This is a genomic window from Nonomuraea basaltis (genome assembly GCF_005893125.1).
Lineage (GTDB): Bacteria > Actinomycetota > Actinomycetes > Streptosporangiales > Streptosporangiaceae > Nonomuraea > Nonomuraea basaltis.
In genome coordinates, this window is record NZ_VCJS01000118.1 from 18,923 (window position 1) to 38,303 (window position 19,381).

At 69.3% G+C, this 19,381-nt stretch carries 18 protein-coding genes and 1 pseudogene; 8 read left to right on the top strand and 11 right to left on the bottom strand.

Annotated elements, in window-relative coordinates:
• Positions 1-99: 99 nt before the first annotated feature.
• A complete protein-coding gene (locus EJK15_RS76620; protein WP_276615481.1) occupies positions 100-234 on the bottom strand; it encodes a hypothetical protein in 135 nt (44 codons plus the stop codon).
• A gap of 77 nt (positions 235-311) precedes the next feature.
• On the opposite strand from EJK15_RS76620, the gene EJK15_RS40615 reads away from it, so the two are divergent.
• Both EJK15_RS40615 and EJK15_RS40620 read left to right on the top strand, forming a co-directional pair.
• Positions 312-842, top strand: a complete 531-nt coding sequence (locus EJK15_RS40615; protein ID WP_138715803.1) for a hypothetical protein — start codon at positions 312-314, stop codon at positions 840-842.
• A gap of 19 nt (positions 843-861) precedes the next feature.
• Positions 862-1,293, top strand: coding sequence for a T3SS (YopN, CesT) and YbjN peptide-binding chaperone 1 (locus EJK15_RS40620; RefSeq protein WP_138715804.1), 432 nt, complete (start codon positions 862-864; stop codon positions 1,291-1,293).
• A gap of 221 nt (positions 1,294-1,514) precedes the next feature.
• On the opposite strand, the gene rpsR is transcribed toward EJK15_RS40620, so the two are convergent.
• The 4 genes from rpsR to EJK15_RS40640 all read right to left on the bottom strand — a co-directional run bounded on the left by rpsR (position 1,515) and on the right by EJK15_RS40640 (position 4,484).
• A complete protein-coding gene (rpsR, locus tag EJK15_RS40625) occupies positions 1,515-1,721 on the bottom strand; it encodes a 30S ribosomal protein S18 (protein ID WP_138715805.1) in 207 nt (68 codons plus the stop codon).
• The gene (locus tag EJK15_RS40630; protein ID WP_138715806.1) at positions 1,718-2,848 is read right to left on the bottom strand and encodes a CobW family GTP-binding protein; all 1,131 of its coding nucleotides are present in this window, start codon (positions 2,846-2,848) and stop codon (positions 1,718-1,720) included. The genes rpsR and EJK15_RS40630 overlap by 4 nt, the downstream gene beginning before the upstream one ends.
• A 237-nt stretch (positions 2,849-3,085) precedes the next feature.
• The gene (locus EJK15_RS71270) at positions 3,086-3,337 is read right to left on the bottom strand and encodes a hypothetical protein (protein WP_171074818.1); all 252 of its coding nucleotides are present in this window, start codon (positions 3,335-3,337) and stop codon (positions 3,086-3,088) included.
• Positions 3,338-3,587: 250 nt separating this feature from the next.
• A complete protein-coding gene (locus EJK15_RS40640) occupies positions 3,588-4,484 on the bottom strand; it encodes an SDR family oxidoreductase (RefSeq protein WP_138715808.1) in 897 nt (298 codons plus the stop codon).
• A gap of 99 nt (positions 4,485-4,583) precedes the next feature.
• Here EJK15_RS40640 and EJK15_RS40645 point away from each other — a divergent pair, with 99 nt between their 5' ends.
• Positions 4,584-5,162 (top strand): TetR family transcriptional regulator, encoded by a 579-nt coding sequence (locus EJK15_RS40645; protein ID WP_138715809.1) that lies wholly within the window; start codon positions 4,584-4,586, stop codon positions 5,160-5,162.
• Positions 5,163-5,282: 120 nt separating this feature from the next.
• On the opposite strand, the gene EJK15_RS40650 is transcribed toward EJK15_RS40645, so the two are convergent.
• The 4 genes from EJK15_RS40650 to EJK15_RS40665 form a co-directional block, all read right to left on the bottom strand.
• Positions 5,283-6,188 (bottom strand): cation diffusion facilitator family transporter, encoded by a 906-nt coding sequence (locus tag EJK15_RS40650; protein WP_138715810.1) that lies wholly within the window; start codon positions 6,186-6,188, stop codon positions 5,283-5,285.
• Complete coding sequence (locus tag EJK15_RS40655) at positions 6,188-6,601, bottom strand: ArsR/SmtB family transcription factor (RefSeq protein WP_138715811.1); 414 nt, start codon at positions 6,599-6,601, stop codon at positions 6,188-6,190. The genes EJK15_RS40650 and EJK15_RS40655 overlap by 1 nt, the downstream gene beginning before the upstream one ends.
• A gap of 108 nt (positions 6,602-6,709) precedes the next feature.
• The gene (locus EJK15_RS40660; protein WP_240777530.1) at positions 6,710-7,198 is read right to left on the bottom strand and encodes an ATP-binding cassette domain-containing protein; all 489 of its coding nucleotides are present in this window, start codon (positions 7,196-7,198) and stop codon (positions 6,710-6,712) included.
• 362 nt (positions 7,199-7,560) lie between these two features.
• Entirely contained in the window at positions 7,561-10,902 is a 3,342-nt protein-coding gene (locus EJK15_RS40665; protein WP_206061399.1) for a S8 family serine peptidase, read from the bottom strand.
• 560 nt (positions 10,903-11,462) lie between these two features.
• Here EJK15_RS40665 and EJK15_RS40670 point away from each other — a divergent pair.
• On the top strand, positions 11,463-12,263 hold the full coding sequence (locus EJK15_RS40670) for a PaaX family transcriptional regulator (protein WP_240777531.1): 801 nt from the start codon (positions 11,463-11,465) through the stop codon (positions 12,261-12,263).
• A gap of 121 nt (positions 12,264-12,384) precedes the next feature.
• Here EJK15_RS40670 and EJK15_RS40675 read toward each other — a convergent pair whose 3' ends face one another.
• Positions 12,385-12,834, bottom strand: a complete 450-nt coding sequence (locus EJK15_RS40675) for a RidA family protein (protein WP_138715815.1) — start codon at positions 12,832-12,834, stop codon at positions 12,385-12,387.
• Positions 12,835-13,104: 270 nt separating this feature from the next.
• On the opposite strand from EJK15_RS40675, the gene EJK15_RS40680 reads away from it, so the two are divergent.
• The 4 genes from EJK15_RS40680 to EJK15_RS40695 all read left to right on the top strand — a co-directional run bounded on the left by EJK15_RS40680 (position 13,105) and on the right by EJK15_RS40695 (position 18,631).
• Complete coding sequence (locus EJK15_RS40680; RefSeq protein ID WP_138715816.1) at positions 13,105-13,599, top strand: cupin domain-containing protein; 495 nt, start codon at positions 13,105-13,107, stop codon at positions 13,597-13,599.
• A 23-nt stretch (positions 13,600-13,622) separates the two neighbouring features.
• Complete coding sequence (locus tag EJK15_RS40685; RefSeq protein ID WP_138715817.1) at positions 13,623-14,531, top strand: acyl-CoA thioesterase; 909 nt, start codon at positions 13,623-13,625, stop codon at positions 14,529-14,531.
• A 68-nt stretch (positions 14,532-14,599) separates the two neighbouring features.
• A complete protein-coding gene (locus tag EJK15_RS40690) occupies positions 14,600-16,255 on the top strand; it encodes an AMP-binding protein (RefSeq protein WP_138715818.1) in 1,656 nt (551 codons plus the stop codon).
• A gap of 12 nt (positions 16,256-16,267) precedes the next feature.
• A complete protein-coding gene (locus tag EJK15_RS40695; RefSeq protein ID WP_138715819.1) occupies positions 16,268-18,631 on the top strand; it encodes a bifunctional salicylyl-CoA 5-hydroxylase/oxidoreductase in 2,364 nt (787 codons plus the stop codon).
• Here EJK15_RS40695 and EJK15_RS40700 read toward each other — a convergent pair.
• Positions 18,621-19,381: pseudogene (locus tag EJK15_RS40700) on the bottom strand (IS200/IS605 family element transposase accessory protein TnpB); the annotation flags it as partial. The gene EJK15_RS40695 and the pseudogene EJK15_RS40700 overlap by 11 nt on opposite strands.

Consider the following 19,381-nt stretch of genomic DNA (forward strand, 5'->3'; position numbering starts at 1 on the left):
TCCCGCTCCTCCTCGGTGAACTGCCTTCAGTGCGCCATCTTCAAATCAACCCAGACCTCCCGGCTGCGCTGCCATGGCTGGGGTTCCTCGGGAGTCGCATCAACGGGAGGTTCGCAAGCCGCACCGCTTGATGACGAGACCGACCTGGTCGGGTCCGACGCGATGGATCGAGAACAGCAGGATCATCGCCACCGGCAGCAGGAGAGCGGCGGCGATCAGTGGAAGCACTAACATGCGCGTCACATCCCTATGGGTCGAGATAAGCGTACTTAGACGTCTAGATGCGCGCAATGGGTCGATACACTTGCGGGATGCGAGGACGGCTCTTTCCCGTGGGGAAGGACTGGTACGAGTGGCGCCAAGAGCCGCCACTCTCCGGCACGGTGCTGGTGCGGATCGCCGTGGCCGCCGGCGGACGCTTGGTGCTCACCGGGCTGCGCATCGACGGTGCCCCGACCGCCGAACTGCTGCGTTCGATCCCGGTGGGGCGCATCGAGGCCGCCGCCAACGCGCAGCTCACCGCCGTCGACGACGTCATCACGCCGGTAGCGGCGAGCCGTCGCCGACAGGCCGAGCTGCCCTCGCTCAACGGTGAGGGTTGGGAGATGACCACCCCCGACCATGCCCTTCCCCGCCCTCCACCGGCCCAGAAACGAGGACGTCCCGACGGCTTCTACCGGGAGATCGCCGACACCTATCACGAACTCGCCCAGACCTCCGCACGGCCCGCGGCCGAGCTCGCCGAGCTCCGTGACATCCCGATCACCACCGCGCATCGGTGGGTCAAAGAGGCCCGGCGCCGGGGTTTCCTGCCACCCGGACGGCCCGGCACATCCGGGTGAAGCGGGGTAGCTTCGAGGCGTGCCGAATCACGCACCCCTTCGAACTCGGATTCACCGGCTCATCTCCGGATACCTCGACGGACAACCCCTCACTACCGACATCTCCGCCGAGCCCGTCGCCATCCGATCCGGTACGGCGGTGGTCTACGTCCGTCTTGTGGAGGCCACGCCGCCCGTCGTGCGGGTGTTCTCTCCGCTGCTTCGCGGGATCGACCAGTCCCAGGGCCTGCTAGAGGAACTGAACGAGCTGAACGGGCGACTCAGCTTCCTGCGCGTCTTCTGGCGCGACGGCACCGTGTTCGCCGCCTCGGAACTGCTCGCCGAGACCCTGACCAGCGCCGAACTGGCCAACTCCTGCGACTGGCTCGCCGAGGCCGCCGACTACTACGACGTGCGCCTGCGCTCCCGCTTCGGTGGCCAGACCGCCTTTGCCGAGCGACGGCCCTCGTAGAGGGGCCACTGTGACCCTTCAAGTGCCTAGATCTCGAAGGTTGGGGCGCTGATGGCGTGGCTTGATCAACGTGCCCCACCGCGGTCGCAAAGTAGGCCGCGGCCGAGGAACCGCGGCCGATGCCGCCTGCGTTCAGGTGGTGACGTCGCCTGCTCTGGTGATGAGCCACGTCCCGAAGATCTCCACCCCGGGCGCGGCGCTCGTACTGGCCCGTCATGCGTTCACCCGGCCCTGGAGGAGTAGGGGAGCAGGGCCATCTCGCGGGCGAGCTGTCGCTGCTGCCGCACCGTCACGCCGGTCACCCGGCGGCTGCGGATCTTGCCTCGGTCCGAGACGAACTTGCGCAGCAGGCCGGCGTCCTTGAAGTCGATCACGCCGATCCCGAGCGGCGGGTTGGTCTTCTTTCTGGGTGTACGGCGGGGCTTCACGCACTCTCCTTCAGATCCAGCAGGGGGGCGAACGGGTCGTCGTGGCCGGCCCACTCCGCGGCGCCGGGCAGGGCGTCATCGTGGTCGATCAGGCACGAGTCGAGCAGGGAGACGATGCGGTCGCGGTCGAGGTCGGGCCCGGTGAAGACCAGGTGCTGGACGCGGTCGCCGACGATCGGGTTCCAGTCCAGGGCGGCGGCGGCGCGCCGGGCCGGGGAGACGAGGTCCCAGGCCGCCTCGGGCAGCGACGCCAGCCATGGCCCGGCGTCCTCCACGGAGACCGCGCCCGCCGCCGCGTCCCAGGCGAGCATGCGCTGGTGCCGGTTGGCCAGCCAGAACCGGCCGCGGGCGCGGACCGTCGTGGTGACCAGCTCGTCCATGGCGTCGAACAACCGGCTCGGGTGGAGCGGGCGCAGGCGGCGCCAGACGAGGGTGCTGATCTCGCCTGTCTGGGCGTCGGCTGGGAGCTGGGCGGTGGCCGGGTCGACGCGTTCGGCCAGCTCGTGCACGCACAACGCGGCTCCGGCGACCTCGGGTTCGGTGAGGATCGGTGTGTGTGGGGCCAGGTGCCCGAGCACGGCGGTCGACAGCTCGGCGTCCTCGGCGTCGCCGTCGTGCAGGGACAGGCTGGTGGCGTACTCGATCTGCCGGGCCAGCACCTCGGCCAGGTAGCGCTGGTCGTCGCCCGCCGCCTGGCCGGTCTCGCTCAGGCGGTCGCCCCGGCAGATGTCTGCGGGCATGTGCTCGGCGTCCAGCGCGGTGTGTACGCAGGCCAGGTAGAGCCGGCCGGACGCCTCCTGCCCGGCCAGGGTCTCGGCCACCGGGCGCGGCTCGACCGAGTCCCACAGGTCCACGATCAGCAGGGACGCCATGGAGGAGCGGCGCAGCAGCTCGGGAAGGAGATCCTCGCGGACGGTGCAGGTGACGCAGCCGTGTGCCAGGCGTACCTCGGCGCGGTCCAGCACGCCGGAGACGTCGCGGACCACGCGCTCGACCAGACCTGCGTCGATGGAGGTCAGGTCGTGATGGATCGCGACGGCTCCTGGATGACGCCGCAACAGCTGATCGACCGCGGCGGTCCGGGCGCTGTCGTGCAGGCCCGCGACCAGGGCGACAGGGATGGGCACAGGGTCTCCTTTGCCACGAAATGAAAATCATTGTCGATGTCATCGCATGTGACGTCAAGTCCGGCAGAGCGGGAATCGGGCTCTCGCTCCGGCTCCGATGGCGTGGCAAGATCGAAGCGCTGGCCGGGTCGTCGAGTATGAAGCTGCCCAATATCACCATTTAGGGCGTAGCCTGAAATGTGGCAGAACACCCCTATAAGGATCTTCGGTATCGAACCGATAGGGAGTCTGAACATGTCAGTGACTGCCGAACACCGTCAGCACGTCGATCACACTCACGAGCATGGACCCGGCTGCGGGCATGTGGTCGTCCCGCATGATGATCACGTCGACTATGTCCACGACGGTTGCCTGCACCGCGTCCATGACGATCACGTGGACGAGTGCGAGCCGAAGTCGCACGCCGCGCATGGGGGCCATGACCACCAGCACGGGCCCGAGTGCGGGCACGTGGCCGTCCCGCACACGGATCACGTCGACTACGTCCACGACGGACACCGTCACGCCTCGCACGAAGGGCATTGGGACGACCACTGAAGGCCATGAGACTTGCGCCTCGTCTGAGGACTGGCATCGTCTGGCCGGGGACATATCAAGCTCTGCGGCGTGCGCAGGGGCGCTTGACTCGCGGCCGAACCCGCTGCTGCCGCCCGTGATCACGACGCTCGTGCCGTCGTAGTTGCCAGGTCTTGGATGTCCTCCGGTGTGTGAGAGATGTGTTCCGAAGCGGGGTGGCGGTTCAGGGTTGGTCGTAGTGGCCGGCGGCGATGTCGTCCAGGAGGGTGGGGCCCGTGGGTCGCCAGCCGAGCAGGTCGCGCGTGATCTTGCTCGTGGCGGGGATGTCGGCGGCGAGGAACCGGCCGACGAACGGGATCTCGTCGGCGATCTGCTCTGCCGGGGCGGACTTCGCCGGCACGCCGAGGCGGCCGGCGAGTGCTTCGGCGATCCGCCGGACGGGCACGCCCTCCTCGGCGGCGGCGTGCAGGGTCGTGCCGGCGGGGGCGTTCTCGAGCCCGAGTCGGACCAGGTGTGCGGCGTCGGACCGGTGGACGGCGGGCCAGCGATTGCGTCCGTCGCCGGGGTAGAGGGAGGCTCCGCGTCGTCGGGCGGTTTGGGCGACGATGGAGATGAAGCCGTGGTCGCCTTCGCCGTGGACGGTCGGAGCGAAGCGGACGGGGATGGCGCGTACGCCACGGTCGGCGTAGGTCAGGGCGAGGTTCTCGGCGCCGCCGCGCGGTGAGTCCGGGCCGACGGCGGGATTGGGATCCCGCTCTGTCGACGGGCGTCCGAGGCCGGGCAGAGCGAGGCCGGCCGCGAACACGAACGGCCGATCGGACCCCACGAGCGTGTCGCTGATGATCTGGACCGCGGCCCGTTCGGCGTGGTTGGAGACTTCGGGGTGGGCCCAGTCGTGCTTGTTCGCGAGGTGGACCACGCCGTCGGCCGCGCTTGCGCCCTGGCGGATCTGGTCGAGGTCGTCGAGGTCGCCGCGGTGGACGTCCGCCCCGAGATCCTTGATGACGGATGCCGATGCCTCGGAGCGGGCCAGGCCGGTCACCTCGTGACCGGCGGCGATGAGTTCGGCGACGACGGCGCGGCCGATGAATCCGGACGCTCCGGTGACGAAGACGTGCATGGTGTGCTCGCTTCCCTAGATGATGTCAGATCCTGACATCGCTAGCATAGAGCTGATGTCAGGCTATGTCATCACTGTGATTCCGGTTACGATCCGGACATGGCACGTTGGGCACCTGGAGCGTCAGATCGTCTGCAGCGGGCGGCGATGGAGCTGTTCGCCGAGGACGGCTTCGAGGCGACGACCGTGGCCGGGATCGCCGAGCGGGCCGGGGTGACCGAGCGGACGTTCTTCCGGTATTTCGCGGACAAGCGCGAGGTGCTGTTCGCCGGCGAGGAGCAGCTCGAGGCGGTCTTCGTGGACGCGATCGCCGACGCGCCGGCGGACGCGTCCGTGGCCGGCCTGCTCGTCGCGGCGCTCGATGCCGGGGGCCGGGCACTGCAGGACGTGCGGGGCCGGGATTTCGCCCGCGTGCGGAACGGGATCATCGCGGCGAACGAGCAGTTGCGGGAGCGCGAGCTGCTCAAGCTGGCGAAGCTCTCCCACGCCGTGACCACCGCGCTCGTCGCACGCGGCGTCGCCGATGTGACCGCTTGCCTGGCCGGTGAACTGGTCGTTCTGGTGTTCAAAACGGCCTTCGCCCGGTGGATCGCTCCCGATGAGACCCGCGATCTGGTCGAACTGCAACGCGAAGGTCTCGCCGCGATCAGCGGCCTGACATGTGCCGAGACCGTGTGACCCGACGTTGACGTTATCGATCTCCGCTTAGGCCGCGCGGCCCGTGGAACTGCCCGTCCCGCCCGCGGAAGGCGGGTGGGGGGTCGATGAAGGGGTGATGGGTCGCAGGGCCTGGGCCGGTCACCAGTCCAGTTCGTCACAGCCGCGGTGGTCGGCCGGTTCCACCTGCAGCGTGGCGTGAGCCACGCCGTGCCGTCGGCGCAGCAGGTCGCGGGCCTGGTCCAAGACGGCGTGGTTGTCGCTGTGGTCGCCGGTGACCAGGTGGGCGGTGGCCACGTTCATGCCGGAGGTCAGCGTCCACAGGTGCAGGTCGTGCACGTCACGGACGCCGTCGATGGCGGCCAGGTCGGCAGCGACTGCCGTGGCGTCCAGCCCTTCGGGGACGTGCTGGCCCAGCACGGCGAAGACCTGGCGGCCGAGCGCGATGGCGCGCACGGCGACGAAGAGGCCGATGGCCAACGCGACCAGGGTGTCCCAGAACGGCTGGCCGGTGGCGGCCACCAGCCAGCCGGCGATGATGACGCCGACCGAGCCGGCGGTGTCGGCCACGACTTCGAGGTAGGCGCCTTTGACGTTGAGGCTTTCGCCGGCTCCGGAGCGCAGCAGCAGAAGCGCGATGAGGTTGACGGCCAGGCCGATGGCGCCGACGACGAGCATGGGGCCGGAGGAGACCTCGGCCGGTCCGCCGATACGGCCGACGGCCTCGACGACGACGTAGAGCGCGACGCCGAGCATCATGATCACGGCGAGCAGGGAGGCGAACACCTCGGCCCGGTAGGAGCCGTAGCTGCGCCGGCCGGTGGTGTCGGGCCGAGTGGCGATCCGGGTGGCGACCAGCGCGGCGCCGAGGGTGACCACGTCGGCGGCCATGTGCCCGGCATCCGACAGCAGCGCCAGCGAGCCTGAGATCAGGCCGTAGGCCAGCTCGACCATGAAATAGGCGCCGATCAGGGCGAAGGAGACCGCCAGCCGCCAACGGTGCCGGCCGCCCGCATGCCCATGCCCGTGCCCGTGTCCGGTGCCCATCACGGCGTCCCGTCGCGCTCGGGGTGAATCAGCTCGGTGTGCTCGGTGTGGGCGAGCGCCAGGTCGAGCAGCATCCGCACGTGCGGGTCGGCCAGCCGGTAGTAGGCCATCCGGCCGGCGCGGCGTGCGGCGACGATGCGGTGCGCGCGCAGCAACCGCAGAGCATGGGAGGCGGCCGACTCACTATGCCCGGTCACCGCCGCCAGGTCGCACACGCACAGCTCGCCGTCCAACAGGGCGACCAGCAACCGCAGCCGGCCGGGATCGGACAGCAGGCCGAAGACATCGGCCGTGTCGGCCAGATCCTCGGCCGCGGGCATGCGCTCGCGTACGGCGGCGACCCGATCGGGGTCGACCACCTTGACGGCACAGCCGTCCACGGCCACCACACTTTCATCTGAAGAGGTGTTCATATGAGCAAGATAGAGGGTGATCCGGATTGCCTGTCAAGAGGCGATGAGTCCTCCGAATCCGGCCATTCAATGCGCTCGTTCCATGACATTCCACCTCCGGGCGGACGACTACGGGGGCGAAACCGAGCCAGGGTCCGAGGCGTCCTGATCCTCGCCGGCCACCGTCGCCAGCCCTTCCGGTACGGCTCCGCAGTCCCGGCCGGGCGCGCCGAGCAGCTCGGAGAGTGGCAGCTCCGGCCGCACGCCCCACGGCAGCAGGTCCCCAGTCCGGCCGGTCCTCGCGACCCGTCCGTCGGCGAGCACGAGCAGGCGATCCGACACCGCGGCGGCCACATGAGCGTCGTGGGTGATGAGCACGACGGCGACGCCGAGGTCGGCCCGCAGCCCGTCGAGCAGCCCGAGCACACCTGCCTGGGTCACAGTGCCGAGCGCGGAGGTGACCTCGTCGCAGATCAAGACGGCCGGCCGGGCCGCCAGGGCACGGGCCGGCGCCACCCGCTGGCGCTGCCCACCGGAGAGCTCGCCCGGCAGCCGCCCGGTCCCCGCCCCATCGGTGTCCGCACCAACGGGACAGCGTCCGGCGGGGCGGTGGCCCAAGAGCGGCACTCCATCCAGGAATGCGGAGTCAGGCCCCGATAACGCGGGTCTCAGCCACGGTCAGCCCGGCTCGCCGGACGGACGCGGCGTCGGCTTCCACCGGATCGCATCCCGGCCTCGGTCGGCATGCGACGAGGCTACGCCGGTGTCCGTTTTACTCATGTAAACACAGAGAACCGAAGACGCTACGTCTCACTGCGTGTGCAGGGGCGCGACGCCGCGGGCAACACCGAGGAGCAGACCACCATCCGCGCCTATGGCCTACCGGACGATGAGGTCCGCGGGGTGGGAACCGGCGGCGCCCACCCCGCGAAGCCGGTCCGAGAGCCGCGGGCGGCCCGACCGCCCGCGGCCCTACGCGCTCACTGCACGGTTATCTTGTCGACTTCGACGGTGATCCCCTTCACCTGAGGTGTCGAGGTGGCCGTCGTCACCCGGCCGGTCCCCGGGCTGACGCCCTTGATCTTCATCGAGTAGGTCAGGCTCCCGCCAGGAGCCCCAGGCGTGCTCTTCACGACGAGATCCTCGGTCGGCGGCCCGGTGATCTGTCCGCCTGCCGTACCCTCGTCGTTCTCGGCGCCCACGGTCAGCCCCGCCCCGGCGGGAGGAGACCCGGGCAGGTTGTTCGGGTCATAGGCGTAGCTGATGTCCTCGACGCCGTTCACCCCGATCCACTGCTGGAACACCTTGGTGTCGGTGGTGCCGAAGATGTTGACCCGCCACTCGAGCACGATCCACCGGTTGACCCCGTCGGTCAGCACGCCGGCGAAGACGCCCGGAGCGCCGGTGCCGTCGAGGTCGGTCCAGTAGGAGGCGAGCACTCCATTGGGCCGCGCCGGATCGGGCAGCGTCTGCGGGAGGAACGCGATGTCGTCGGCCCCGTTGGTGCCGCCCGCCACGCTGTAGCCGTTGGAGGTCACGCCGAGCCTGGTGTAGGTCTTCCCGGCGAAGGTGTACGAAGGCACGTTCAGGTTCAGCGCCTGCTCGTCTCCGACCGCGGTCGGCGTGATCCCGAACGCGTCCAGCGGGAGGTATCCGGCCGGTCCGGCGCCCGGCGCGATCGTCGGCCGGTCGGGTTGCCTGGCGGTCAGCGTCGCCTTGGCCGTGGCGATCTGGCTGCCGACCTTGGTGGCGCCGGTCACGCTGTTCAGCCGCAGCCGGGCGTCGAGCGTGCTGAGCGCGGTGACCTCGGCGTTCTGCAGGCTGTTGTTCTGCACGGTGACCGTGCAGGTGGACTCGCCGGTGTTCCTGGCGATGGTGGCCGGCGCGCAGGTCTGCTCGACCGGCACGATGCCCTCCTGGCGGAAGAACGCCACCGGCAGGTGCAGCGCCCGCGAGCCGCCGGCCTGCTTGAGCTCCACCTGGCCGAAGTACTGCCCGTCGGGCAGCTCAGGCGCGGTGATCACCATGCTTATCGTGGCGGTCTTGCCCGGCGCGACGGAGAAGCGCGGCGGCAGCACCGTGATGTTGGCGCCGCTGACCGTCTTGGCCGAGGCGGAGAAGGTGAGTGTCCGGTTCGTGACGTTCTTGACCATGCGCTTGGCCGTGATGACGCCCGGCATGGTCGGGGCGTTCACCGACGGCAGGTTGAGGTCGATCCGGTTGAGCGGGTCGGCGGCCGAGGCGAGGAAGTTCGCCGCGGTCTCGTCCAGCGTCAGGCCGGGGTCGCCGGCCTTGGTCAGGTCGATGCGCCCGCCGCCCATGTCGAACGGGTCCGCGGGAGTGGTCCCGTCCTGCTTGGTCACCGCGGTCTTGCCGGTGGTCTCGAGCGCCGACTTCACCTGTCCCGGCGTCCAGTCCGGGTGCAGGGCGAACACGAGCGCGGCCGCGCCCGTCACGTGCGGCGCTGACATCGAGGTGCCCGAGATGACCTGGTAGTAGTTGCCGGGCGGCCCTTCCAGCGGCGATTCGGGCGTCGGGGTCATGCCCGCCAGGATGTGGTTGCCGGGCGCGGTGACGTCCGGCTTGAGGAAGTCCCCGCCGGGACCGCGCGAGGAGAAGAACGTCATCCGGTCGCCCTGCCACGTGGTCTTCTCGCCCTGCGTGAGTGACGCGGTGGCGTCCGGATGCGCCGACAGGAAGCTCAGCAGCGTGTCCGACTCGGGCTTGAGGAGGTGCGCCGACGGGATCCAGTGGGCGTCGGTGAAGACGTCGAACGGGAAGCTGTTGTACAGGATCATCCCGGCCGCGCCGCCCTGCATGACGTTGTAGCTCTTCAACACCCGGTTCGGGCCGCGTTCGCAGACGACGATCTTCCCGGTGAACAGCCCGGCGGGCGCTGGGGCGTCACACAGCGGCCGCGAGTACGGCGGCGCCGAGGCGAGCACCACGGGCAGCGGCGAGGTGATCCCCGGGGTGATGGAGGCCCCCTTGATCGTCGCCGTCGCGCCGCCGCCGGTCAGCGTGATCGTCGACTGGAACGTCCTGGTCTGCGTGGACGCGGCCACCGTGGTCACCCAGGGGCTGCGGTGGTCGGTGGTGTTCGCGCCCGGCCCGGAGTTGCCCGCCGACGCCGAGACGAGCACGCCGGCGGCGTACGCGTCGAGGAACGCCAGCTCGACCGGGTCGCTGTACGGATCGGATCCACCGGAGATCGAGAAGTTGATGACCCGGACACCGTCCAGGATGGCCCGCGCCACCGCCGCCGCCGAGTCCGATGAGAAGCAGCCCTGCTCGCCGCAGACCTTGTAGACCGAGACCGCGGCGCCGGGCGCGATGCCCTTGATCGGCCCGCGGCTGATCCCCAGCGGGTTCGCGTCGGCCACCGGGCCGCCGGCCGACGTGGTGGCGGTATGGGTGCCGTGCCCGTTGGAGTCGCGGGCGCTTTCCGGATAGACATCGCCGCCGATGACCGCGTTGTACGTCTCCAGGAACGGCTGCCCGCCGACCAGCTTGTTGTTGCAGGTGAACGGGTCGTTCGCGGGAGTCAGCGGGTTGTCGCCGAAGTCGCACACCCGCGGTGTGCCGTCCTTGGTCGGGGCCGGGTCGGGCAGGCCGGAGCGGCCGGCGAAGGACGGGTGCTCGGGCCAGGCGCCGCTGTCCAGCACGCCCACGATCACGCCCTTGCCGGCCGTGTCGCTGCCGCCCAGTTTGTTGTAGATGGTGGGGGCGCCGATGAACTCGGGGCTGGAGTCGGTGAGCAGTTGTTGCGGCTTGTCCTCTTGCACGGCGACCGCGCCGGGCAGCTTCAGCACCTCGGCCGCCTTGTCACCGGGGATCCGCAGCGCGATACCGCCGTACACGGTTCTGATCTTCTGGCCGACCACGGCCCCGGGGACGTTCCTGACCAGCTCGCCCAGGAAGGCGTTCTCGACGTCCTCGATGTGATCGGTGTACTCCCTGGCCTCGGCGCTTCGGGTGTCGAGGGCCCTGCCGGTGACGGCGGGGCTGGTGCCCGGCAGGCCGGGCAGCCCGCCCTGGTAGGCGGCGAGCGAGTCGTAGTCCAGCTTGACCACGACGTTGACCGGTGCCGCTGACCTGTTACGCAGCAGGGCCTGGTCGCTCTTGGCGAGCCTGCCCGTCGGGGACTTGGCGCCGTCGACCACTTCGGCGCCGGTCAGGGGAGTGGCCTTCCACTTCGAAGGCGGCGGGGACGGCGTCGGACTGGCGAGAGCCGCCGCCGGGCTCAGGGCCACGACGACGCTCAGACTCGCGGCGACCGCGGCCAACCGCCGCGCGCGAGATAAGAGAGGGCTGGATGACACGGGGAACCTCCACATCGAGGGGCTGCGTGGACGTCGCCAAGCCGCCTGGGAGGCGTCATGTCACCCCGTCTGGAGGTACGCCGGAGAGATCACTGACCCTCCCCGGTGGGTGACGAGCGGGAACGGCACCCATAAGGGCTCAGTTCCGAACCGGAGTGTAAGCAGCGATCTCTTGACAGGGCACCCCACGGACTTGCCAGAATCCGGTCGGCAATCCGGCACATTTCACGATCGACACTGGTCCTTCTGCTGCGGGTGGCGGCGGAGGGGTTGTCGGAGATCGCCTCCCGCCGGCGTACGACTCTTACGCTTTGACGTGGCCGTCGGCTTTCCCTAGGGGGAATCCCTTAGACCTGAGGCGGTATGCACCCGACCGGCCGTACATACGACGGTGCAGGCCAATCGCCTCCGCCAGAACGGCGGCGTGGCCCCCTTGCAGGCCTTGCAGGCCTTGGGGCGGGTGGCGTTATCGTGTCTACGTGACGACGCTAAGCAGTGCGACCGAAGGATCGGAACCGAGGTCGGCACAGCCCCGGTCCTTCATTGTCACGATCTACGGGTTGTACGCACGCGAGGTCGGCGGCTGGATCAGCGTGTCCGCGCTGATCCGGCTGATGGGGGAGCTCAAGGTCGACGAACCGTCGGTGCGTTCGGCCATCTCCCGGTTGAAGCGCCGGGGTCTCCTCGAGGCGCGGAGAGTCAACGGTACGGCCGGGTATGGCCTGTCTCGGCAGGCCCGGGAGATCTTGGACGAGGGCGATCAGCGGATCTTCGGCCGGCAGCGTGCTGAGCTGGCGGATGGGTGGTTGCTCGCGGTCTTCAGTGTTCCCGAGTCGCAGCGGCAGCAGCGGCATGTGCTGCGGTCGCGGCTGAGCTGGCTGGGATTCGGCACGACGGCGTCGGGGGTGTGGATCGCGCCACGTTACCTGTACGAGGAGACCCGTGAGGTGCTGGAGCGCTACGAGCTGTCGGGCTACGTGGATCTGTTCCAGGCCGACTACCTGGCGTTCGGAGATGTCACCGAGCTGGTGGGCCACTGGTGGGACCTGGAGGGGCTGCAACGGCTCTACGACGAGTTTCTGAGGTCGTTCAGCTCGGTGCTGAATCGCTGGCGGGCAAGTGACACCGGCGGTGACGCGGAAGCGTTCGGCGACTATGTACGGGCGGTGACCGCATGGCGGCGGTTGCCGTTCCTCGACCCGGGTCTGCCGCCGGAGCTCCTGCCGCGCCATTGGTACGGGATGCGCGCGGCCGCGTTGTTCGATGAGCTGAAGCACAGGCTGACCGAGCCCGCGCACCGCTTCACGAGCTCGGTGATCGGGGAAAACAGCGGTCAGGCTGTGGCGGCCGGTCCGCGGTAGGGCGCGACGTGCGCTCATCGTCCATCCGCGTGCGTCCAGTGGGCTGCCGGGCGAGCGCCGCCGCCTCCTGGGCTCACGGCCAAATCGAAGCGGGAAGCGCCCCAGGAGGACGAATCGGGGACTACCCGCCCTGCTCGGCTCGCACACTGTCTCCGGCGGCTGACCGGATCAGCCTGTCCTCGGGGATGACGGCGACGCCCAGGATCTCGATCATCGCCTCCGGCTGCCACAGTGCAGTGCAGCCGATGCCGGCCATGGCCGGGTAGACGGGTCCGGCGAGCTCGCGCCAGACGCGGCCGATCTCCTTGCCGTGCGCCTGGTAGCCGGGGATGTCGGTGAGGTACAGCGTGATGCTGACCAGGTCCTCCGGCCGGCCCCCCACCTCGCGGAGCGTGGTGAGGACGTTGCGGAAGGCCTGGCGGAACTGCTCCGTGATGCCGCCTTCGACAATCTTCATGTTCTCGTCGAGTGCGGTCTGGCCGCCCAGATACAGCGTGTTGCCGATCAGGGTTCCGTGCGAGTAGCCGCTCGGAACCGGCAGGGCGTCCGGGTTGACAGGGATCGGGGTCATCACGCCTCCGTCGGGTCTCGGTCCGCGCTGCCGTCAGGCCGCCGCGGTCTAGGGTATTGACTTTATATGACGTACGTGAAAAAAACGACATATCCGTGACGGGCCTGCTCGGCGAGGAGGTGCGGGCCGCGCCGCGGTCGCGGGAGCCGGGCTCCGCGGACCCGCCGGGCCGAGGCCGCTGCCGCGATCTGGGGTCGCACGGTCGCCAACGACGTGTCGATCGGCGTTCCGCGCTACCGGATGGCATTCACCAACGATGAGGAGTCGACCATGCAGCCGACCGAGGGAGATCTCAGCAACTACCAGCTCGACGGGGACAACTCGATGTATGCCACCGAGAGTGGCCTGGTCGTCCCGGTCGTCACCCGAAGAGGGCTGGAGTCCCTGCTGACCGGCCAGTCGGAGGGTGCCTCGCGCATCGCCGGTGTGAGTCCCCAGCACACAGCGGCGAGGCGGATCTGGTTCGGGAAGGTCGGCAACGAGCCCGGTTACCGTTCGGTGCCCCACCACCACGGTGAGGCCGAGACCGGTGGATACGTCCTGTCGGGCCGGGCGCGCATCTACTTCGGCGAGAAGTACGAGGACTACATCGACATGGAGGAAGGCGATTGGGTCTTCGTCCCGCCCTTCATGCCGCACGTCGAGTGCAACCTGGACCGCAACCGGCCTCTCACCTGGATGACCACGCGCACGCCCGACAACATCGTCGTCAATCTCGCGGACGTCGCGGACGAGGCGCTGAGCGACTGGATCGGGCGACCGTGACGGTCCCGGTCAGGCACGACGCCGTGCCCACTTCTGAGACGTTCACGGCCGCCGTGACCTTGAGCGAGGCCGAGCCGGAGCGCTACGACGTGGCTTTCACAGCGGTGACCCAGCCTTGCCCCTGGCCCAAGGCGTACGGCGGTGACCTGGTGGCCGCGGCGGCGGCCGCGGCCATGCGGACGGTTCCGGAGGGGCCCGAGGCCGGAAAGACCCTGCACTCCATGCACTCCTACTTCATGCGCCCGGCCGACATCGGAGCCGAGGTCCGTTACGAGGTGGAGCTGCTCCGCGACGGTCGCGGTTACAGCACGCGGCAGGTCCGCGCGTACCAGAACGGGCGGCCGATCTACGTGGCGCTCGCGTCCTTCGCCGCCGGTGAGCCGGGCGGCACCTTCGCCATAGGACCTCCCGGGGTCCCGGATCCCGGCACGCTGCCCTCCTCGGCCGCATACCTCGATGAGCGGTCCGGCGGGACGATGACCCGGGAGTCGAAGGCGTACTGGAGCGGTGGACGCGGCTTCGACATGCGCCACGACCCGGGGCCCGTCTACCTGACCGTTGACGGAGAGCGGGCGCCCTACCAGGCCGTCTGGGTGAAGCCCTTCGACGACCTGCGACCGGTCGAGGGCCTGACCCGCACGCAGCGCGACCTGGCGGCCCTTTCCTATGTCTGCGACTACACCATCCTCGAACCGGTGCTGCGCGTGCTCGGTCTGCCGTGGGCTCAGCCCGGGCTGGTCACCGCGAGCCTGGACCACGCGATGTGGTTCCACCGGGTCCCGGGCGAAGGGGTTCTCGACGACTGGTTGCTCTACGCGCAGGAAGCCGGCTCGGCAGGCGCCGGGCGCGGTGTCGGTCAAGGACGCTTCTTCACTCGCGACGGACAACACCTGGCCACGGTCGTCCAGGAAGGCATGATCCGCGCGTCCTGATCGTGCTCCCTCATGAACTCTCCACACCTGCGGTTTTGGCCGCGCTCGCGGCTCCGGAAGGGCCTCCGATGCAGCTCTCACCCACCTCCTACACCGACACCTTCGCCCGCGATCACCTGCCGCCGTCCGAGCGGTGGCCGCGGCTGGAGTTCACGACCGACCTCCTGCGATACCCGGACCGCCTCAACGCGGCCGGAGAGATCATCGACGCCTCGGTCGCGGCCTTCGGTGAGCATCGACCGGCGATCCGTACCGACGCCGGCGAGATGTGGACCTACGGCGACCTCCAGCGGCGCGCCAACCAGGTCGCCCAGGTGCTCGTCGAGGACCTCGGCCTCGTGCCCGGCAACCGGGTTCTCCTCCGGTCCCCGAACAACCCCTGGACGGTGGCCTGCTGGCTCGGGGTGCTGAAGGCCGGGGGCATCGTCGTCACGACGATGCCGGCCCTGCGCGCCCGTGACCTCGCCCCCATGGTGGCCAAGTCCCAGCCGGCGATCGCGCTGGTCGACCATCGGTTCGTGGCGGACGTGGAGGCCGTGCGCGCCTCCGAGGCCCCCGGCCTGACGGTGGTGCCGTTCGGTGGCTCCGGCGGCGAGGATCTGACGGTTCGCTGCGCGGCCAAGCCGGGGGAGTTCACCGGCGTTCTCACCGCCGCCGACGACGTCGCCCTGTTCGGGCCGACCTCGGGCAGCACGGGTGTCCCCAAGATCACCGCCCACTTCCACCGCGACATCCTGTCCATCGACAACACGTTCGGCCGGGGGATTCTCCAGCTCGCCGCCGATGACGTGGTCGCCTGCACGGCCCCCCTCGCCTTCACCTTCGGTCTCGGCATGCTCGTGGTGTTCCCTCTTCGGGCGGGCGCCTGCGTGTTCCTCGTGGAGAGCGCGACACCGACGCGGCTCGCAGATCTCGTCGAGGAACACAAGATCACGGTGCTGGCCACCGCGCCGACGGCCTACAGGCAGATCCTGAAGGCGGGCAAGATCGCCAAGCTGGGGAGCCTGCGTGCCGCGGTGAGCGCCGGCGAGCACATCCCGCAGGGCGTCTGGGAGCAGGTCGAGGCAGGTATCGGGCTCAAGATCATCGATGGCATCGGAGCCACGGAGATGCTGCACATCTTCATCTCCGCAGCCGGCGACGACATCCGGCCCGGTTCGACAGGCAAGCCGGTTCCCGGCTTCCGGGCGACGATCCTCGGCCCGGACGGCGAGGAACTGCCTCCCGGTGTCGAGGGCCGGCTGGCTGTGATCGGCCCGGTCGGTTGCCGCTACCTGGACGACACCCGCCAGGGGACGTACGTCGTCAACGGCTGGAACATCACCGGTGACACCTTCTATCGAGACGAGGACGGATACTTCCACTACTGCTCACGCACCGACAACATGATCGTCTCCTCGGGCTACAACATCGGTGGTCCTGAGATCGAGGCGGTCATCGACACGCACCCGGACGTGATCGAGTCCGCGGTCGTCGCCGAGCCCGACCCCGAGCGGGGAGCGATCGTGTGCGCCTTCATCGTGCTCAGGAACGGCGTCGACGGTGACGCGGCGAAGGCCAAGGAGATCCAGGACTACGTCAAGCGGCAACTGGCGCCGTACAAGTACCCCCGCGACGTGCGTTTCTGCGCGTCGCTCCCACGCAACCCCAGCGGGAAGCTGCAGCACTACGTCCTGCGGAAGATCGTCGAAGCGGAGCAGAGCGGCGTCGTCGCCGCGCAGTGAGAGGAATTCCCGTTGAAGATCGCAATCGCCGGCGGCGGCCCTGGTGGTCTCTACTTCGCGGCCCTGATGAAGCAGCTGAACCCGGACCACGAGATCACCGTCTGGGAGCGCAACGCCCCTGACGACACCTTCGGCTTCGGTGTCGTCTTGTCCGACGAGACGCTGGGAGGGATCGAGAACGCCGACACGGTCATCTACGACCAGATGGCACGCCGCTTCGCTCGCTGGACCGACATCGACATCGAGTTCAACGGCCATGCCTTCACGGTAGGAGGGCAGGGGTTCGCGGCCATGAGCCGGAAGGAGCTCCTGCACCTGCTGCAGCAGCGCGCCGCAGAGCTGGGCGTGAAGGTCTGCTACGAAACCGAGGCGCCCGACGCCGACGAGCTGCGCGCCGCCCACGACCTCGTCGTGGCGGCCGACGGCCTCAACTCGAGGATCCGGACCAAGTACGCGGACTCCTTCGTTCCCTCGCTCGACCACCGGCGGAACAAGTACATCTGGCTGGGCACGGACCTGGTGTTCGAGGCCTTCCAGTTCTTCGTCAAGCAGACGGAGTGGGGCACCATGCAGATTCACGGGTACCCGTACTCCGCGAGCGGCTCGACCTTCATCGTCGAGATGCACGAGGACGTGTGGCGCCGCGCGGGATTCGACGCGACCGAGAGCGAGTCGTTCCCCCCTGGAGCATCCGACGAGTACGCGGTCGAGAAGATCAAGGAGATCTTCGCCGGCGAGCTCGCCGGGCACCGGGTGCTCACGAACAACTCCAAGTGGCTCAACTTCACGACCGTCCGCAACGAGCGCTGGTACGACGGCAACGTCGTCCTCCTCGGGGACGCCGCCCACACCGCGCACTTCTCCATCGGATCGGGCACGAAGCTGGCGATGGAAGACGCCCTGGCTCTGGCGGCGTGCTTGCACGAGCACCCGTCGCTCGGCGAGGCGCTCGAGGGTTACGAGAGGGAGCGGAAGCCGGTGGTGGAGTCGACCCAGCGCGCGGCGCAGGCCTCGCTGGAGTGGTTCGAGAACATCGGGATGTACTCCGGCCAGGACCCCGCTCAGTTCTGCTTCAACCTGCTGACCCGGTCGCGGCGCATCACCTTCGAGAACCTCAAGGAGCGCGATCCGGAGTTCGCCCGCCACATCGAGGCGACGTTCGCCGAGGCTGCCGGGGCGGAGGAGGTCGCTCCCGCGATGTTCCAGCCGGTCGACATCGGACCTTTGCGGTTGAAGAACCGGGTCATCGTGTCGCCGATGGACATGTACTCCGCAGAGGAGGGCGTGCCCAACGACTTCCACCTGGTGCACCTGGGTTCCAAGGCGCTCGGCGGCGCCGGGCTCGTGATGACCGAGATGGTCTGTGTCTCCCCAGAGGGCAGGATCACCCCTGGCTGCACCGGTCTGTGGAACGACGATCAGCGTGACGCCTACCGTCGCGTGACCGGCTTCGTGCACGCGCAGACGACCGCGAAGATAGGCCTCCAGCTCGGCCACTCGGGGCGCAAGGGCTCCACCAGGCTGATGTGGGAGGGCATCGACCAGCCCCTCACCGAGGACAACTGGGACGTCATCGGCCCGTCCGCCCTGCCCTACGGGGAGGGGTGCCACCTGCCTCGCGAGGCAGGCCGCGAGGACCTGGAGAAGGTGGTGGCCGACTTCGTCGCGGCCGCGGAACGCGGCGTCGCCGCCGGCTTCGACCTCATCGAGATCCACGCCGCGCACGGCTACCTCCTTTCCTCCTTCCTCTCACCGGTGGCCAACAAGCGGACCGACGCCTACGGTGGCTCGTTGACCAATCGGCTGCGGTTCCCCCTCGAGGTCTTCGACGCGGTGCGCGCGGCCGTTCCCACGGAGATCCCGGTAACGGTCCGCATCTCGGCGAGCGACTGGGTGCCGGACGGCAACACCGCGCAGGACGCCGTCGAGATCGCCCGGGCCTTCGCCGAGCACGGAGCAGCGGCCGTCGACGTGTCGTCGGGACAGGTGACCAAGGAGGAGAAGCCGGCGTTCGGCCGTTCCTACCAGACCCCGTTCGCCGACCAGATCCGCCGGTGCGTCGCCGAGCCGGCAGGCGTGAAGGTCATCGCCGTGGGCGCCATCTCCTCCTACGACGACGTGAACTCCATCCTGCTCGCCGGACGAGCGGACCTGTGCGCCCTGGGGCGGACCCACCTCTACAACCCCCAGTGGACGCTGCAGGCCGCGGCCGAGCAGGAGTACCGGGGCGAAGGCGCCGAGTGGCCGATCCAGTTCCGTGCCGGCCGCCGGAAGCCCCCGGCATCACGCACCGACAAGGTTCCGCCCCGCCTCGCGCTCCTGCGGCACCAGGCGGACCAGCACGTTCACGTCCGATGGACCGTTCCTAGGGACTGAGCATGAGTTGCTCATGCCCGGCCGAACGCTCCGAACGGTGTTGAGCGTTCTGGTCGCCCGTGTGCTCGCCGCATCCGGGCGGCACGCATCGGGTGCGTGGTCCGGGAATGCGGGGACGGGGTCCCTCACCCCCACAAGCATCCGGTCCGGCCTGGACGGTCCGATGCCCCGCACGATCGCTCCGGTCGTGCGGGGGCGGTGCCGTCCGTCGCCGGATCGCATGCCCCTGGGCGCGCCTGCCGATCGCCACCGCGGCCGCGTCGTGGCGAGTCGTCGTCTGGTGCTTCTTGTTCTTTCCGGTCAGCGGGGCCTGCCAGTGCTGGGCACCCCACTTGCTGGTGTACGCCGGATCCACCGCGACGATCGCGATCCCGGCCGCGCCGGCCATCGAGACAAGCCGGGCACGCAGCTTGGCGGTGGGCATGCCGGAGATGAGCTGCCGGAACCGCTTGCGTCGGCCGTGCTTCTCGCGGGTCTTCTCCGCGGCGAAGTCCAGGTCTTCGATCGCGATCGCGGCCACCCCGCGCGCCGTCGCCCAGGCCAGCAGTTGTGTCAGGGCGTGGCGGACTTGGGCGTCGCGGTGCTCGGCGGTGCCCGACAGGTCGTAGCCGAAGCGGCGCGGGCGGCCGATCGGGTTGCCGTGCACGTCCAGCTGCCAGGCGGCCAGGTGGTCGGCGTTGGTGTCCACCCCGATCACCCCTCGGGCCAGGGCCGTGGGCAGGGGGATGGTGCTGTCGCTTATACACAGCC